2 protein-coding genes are annotated in these 3,181 nt (G+C 46.8%); both read left to right on the top strand.

The genetic code is table 11. The annotated features are described in order from the left end of the window. Window positions 1–118 precede the first annotated feature (118 nt). Window positions 119–2,584, top strand: a complete 2,466-nt coding sequence (locus PX484_RS22950; RefSeq protein WP_002732350.1) for an ATP-dependent Clp protease ATP-binding subunit — start codon at window positions 119–121, stop codon at window positions 2,582–2,584. Between the two features lie 75 nt (window positions 2,585–2,659). After that, window positions 2,660–2,926, top strand: coding sequence for a hypothetical protein (locus PX484_RS22945; RefSeq protein ID WP_287765845.1), 267 nt, complete (start codon window positions 2,660–2,662; stop codon window positions 2,924–2,926). Window positions 2,927–3,181 lie beyond the last annotated feature (255 nt).

The following is a 3,181-nucleotide window of genomic DNA, read 5'->3' as shown; positions in this document are numbered from 1 at the left end:
ACTTATCGGCAGGTTTCCAGGCCGCTCCCCAATAACTGATCACTGAAAGAGGGCTAAACTAAAAAGCCGTGCTAAAATCAGCATATCTAGGGTCGCTTGTGTAGGTGATGGATAGGCTATGTTTGAAAGATTTACGGAAAAAGCCATTAAAGTAATCATGCTCGCCCAAGAAGAAGCCCGCCGCCTTGGCCATAACTTCGTGGGAACAGAGCAGATTTTACTAGGACTAATTGGAGAGGGAACGGGAGTTGCCGCCAAAGTCCTCAAGTCCATGGGTGTCAATCTCAAAGATGCGCGCGTGGAGGTGGAGAAAATCATCGGTCGCGGTTCCGGATTCGTAGCCGTGGAAATTCCCTTCACCCCCAGAGCCAAACGAGTTTTAGAACTCTCCCTCGAAGAAGCCCGTCAACTGGGCCATAACTATATTGGCACAGAACATCTCCTTTTAGGACTAATTCGCGAAGGGGAAGGTGTGGCCGCTAGGGTTCTGGAAAATCTCGGCGTGGATCTCTCGAAAGTTCGCACCCAGGTGATCAGAATGTTAGGGGAAACCGCCGAAGTGGCCGCCGGTTCATCTTCCCAAGGTCGCACTAAAACCCCCACTCTTGATGAATTCGGTTCCAATCTCACCCAAATGGCCAGCGAGGGTAAACTCGATCCCGTGGTCGGCCGACAAAAGGAAATCGAGCGCGTTATCCAAATTCTCGGTCGTCGTACCAAAAATAACCCAGTCCTAATCGGGGAACCGGGGGTAGGTAAAACAGCGATCGCAGAAGGATTGGCCCAACGCATCGCTAACAAGGATATTCCCGACATTCTCGAAGAAAAACGGGTTGTCACCCTCGATATCGGCTTGTTAGTGGCGGGAACCAAATATCGCGGCGAATTTGAGGAACGCCTCAAAAAAATCATGGACGAAATTCGCCAAGCGGGTAACGTCGTCCTTGTTATCGATGAAGTTCATACTCTCATCGGTGCTGGGGCAGCCGAAGGGGCGATCGATGCGGCCAATATTCTCAAACCGGCTTTGGCCCGGGGAGAACTACAATGTATCGGGGCGACGACCTTGGATGAGTATCGCAAACATATCGAACGGGATGCGGCTCTAGAAAGACGTTTTCAACCGGTTATGGTCGGTGAACCCTCCGTAGAAGAAACGATCGAAATTCTCTACGGTCTCCGGGAACGCTACGAACAGCACCATAAACTAAAAATCTTAGACGAAGCGCTAGAAGCGGCGGCGAAATTGTCCGATCGCTACATTAGCGATCGCTTCTTACCGGACAAAGCGATCGATTTAATCGATGAAGCTGGTTCGAGAGTGCGCTTGATTAATTCCCAATTGCCACCGGCAGCCAAGGAATTAGACAAGGAACTGCGGCAAATTCTCAAACAAAAAGATGACGCGGTGCGCGGTCAAGACTTCGAGAAAGCTGGGGAATTGCGCGATCGGGAAATGGAAATCAAAACCCAGATCCGGAATCTCGCTTCTACCAAAAAAGGCGAAGATGGCAACGATGAACCCTTTGTGGATGCCGAGGAAATCGCTCACATCGTCGCTTCTTGGACTGGGGTTCCCGTCAACAAACTGACCGAAACCGAATCCGAGAAACTGCTGCACATGGAAGATACCCTGCATCAGCGTCTCATCGGTCAAGAGGACGCGGTTAAAGCGGTGTCTCGTGCCATTCGTCGCGCTCGCGTCGGTCTGAAAAATCCCAACCGTCCCATTGCTTCCTTTATCTTCTCCGGTCCAACGGGGGTGGGTAAAACCGAGTTAACTAAAGCTCTGGCCGCTTATTTCTTCGGTTCGGAAGATGCGATGATCCGTCTCGATATGTCGGAATACATGGAACGGCACACGGTTTCTAAGTTAATCGGTTCACCTCCGGGTTATGTTGGTTACAACGAAGGGGGACAATTAACGGAAGCGGTGCGTCGTCGTCCTTATACGGTGGTGCTATTCGACGAAATCGAAAAAGCTCACCCCGATGTCTTCAATATGCTTCTGCAAATCCTTGAAGATGGACGTTTGACCGATGCCAAAGGTCGCACGGTGGACTTTAAAAATACCCTGTTGATTATGACCTCGAACATCGGTTCTAAAGTCATCGAGAAGGGTGGCGGTGGTTTAGGTTTCGAGTTTGCCGATAATCAAGCCGAGGCCCAGTATAATCGCATTCGATCGCTGGTTAATGAGGAATTAAAACAATATTTCCGCCCTGAATTCCTCAACCGTCTCGATGAGATTATTGTCTTCCGTCAACTCAATAAGGAAGAAGTCAAGGAAATCGCCGAAATCCTGCTCAAGGATGTGTTTAAACGTCTGACAGAACAAAATATTACTTTGTCTGTTACTGATAAGTTTAAAGAACGCTTGATCGAGGAAGGTTATAATCCGGCCTACGGCGCTCGTCCCTTACGTCGTGCGATTATGCGTCTGTTGGAAGATGTTCTGGCTGAAGAAATTCTCTCCGGACGGGTTTCTGATGGGGATACGGCCATGGTCGATATCGATGAGGAAGGTAAGGTGAAAGTAATTTCCGGTGAAAGACGTGAGTTAATCGCTCCCGTGATTGAATAAATTCTTACTGGAATTAGTTAAATAAAAGGTGGGCTTTTTGCTCACCTTTTCTCGTAAAAATAGGGAAAAAGTGCGATGAAAGTCTGGGTTGTGGGTTGTGTTTTGTTATTTTTGTTGGTGGAGTTTTATCAATGGGCCAAGGGGTTTATTTTGCCTTTACCTCTCTATATTTTTGCCGGAGCTTTATTATCGATCGCTTCTAATTATTCTCAAGATATGGGCAATTTATTTGCTAGAAATGAACAGGTTTATCAAACTGCCAGTTTAAGTGATATTCCTGACATTTTGACGGCAGAAAACTCGATACCTCTGCTAAAAGAAGGGGAAAATAAGCTTGAATAGCTATAATAATCCTCTATTTATCGCTCTTTTCTAGTATGAAAGCTTAAAATAAACATGAAGTAGAATATAATAAGTAGGTAGGTGTTAAAAGTTGTCAGACACCCCCCTTATCAAGCTGTCCTTTAGTCACATCTTTCTTAACATTTCAAACCTTTGTAGCACAAGGCTTTCAAGACTCGGTTAACAATTTGTAATATTCCTTGTTGACACCCTTACTGACAAAGAAAAAACTGAAATCAAGTCAGGATAAGGGTT

The sequence above is a fragment of the Microcystis sp. M49636_WE2 genome (genome assembly GCF_030065375.1).
Classification (GTDB): Bacteria; Cyanobacteriota; Cyanobacteriia; order Cyanobacteriales; family Microcystaceae; genus Microcystis; species Microcystis aeruginosa_C.
Note: the sequence above shows the minus strand (reverse complement) of the source record. Positions and strands in the feature narration are given on the sequence as shown.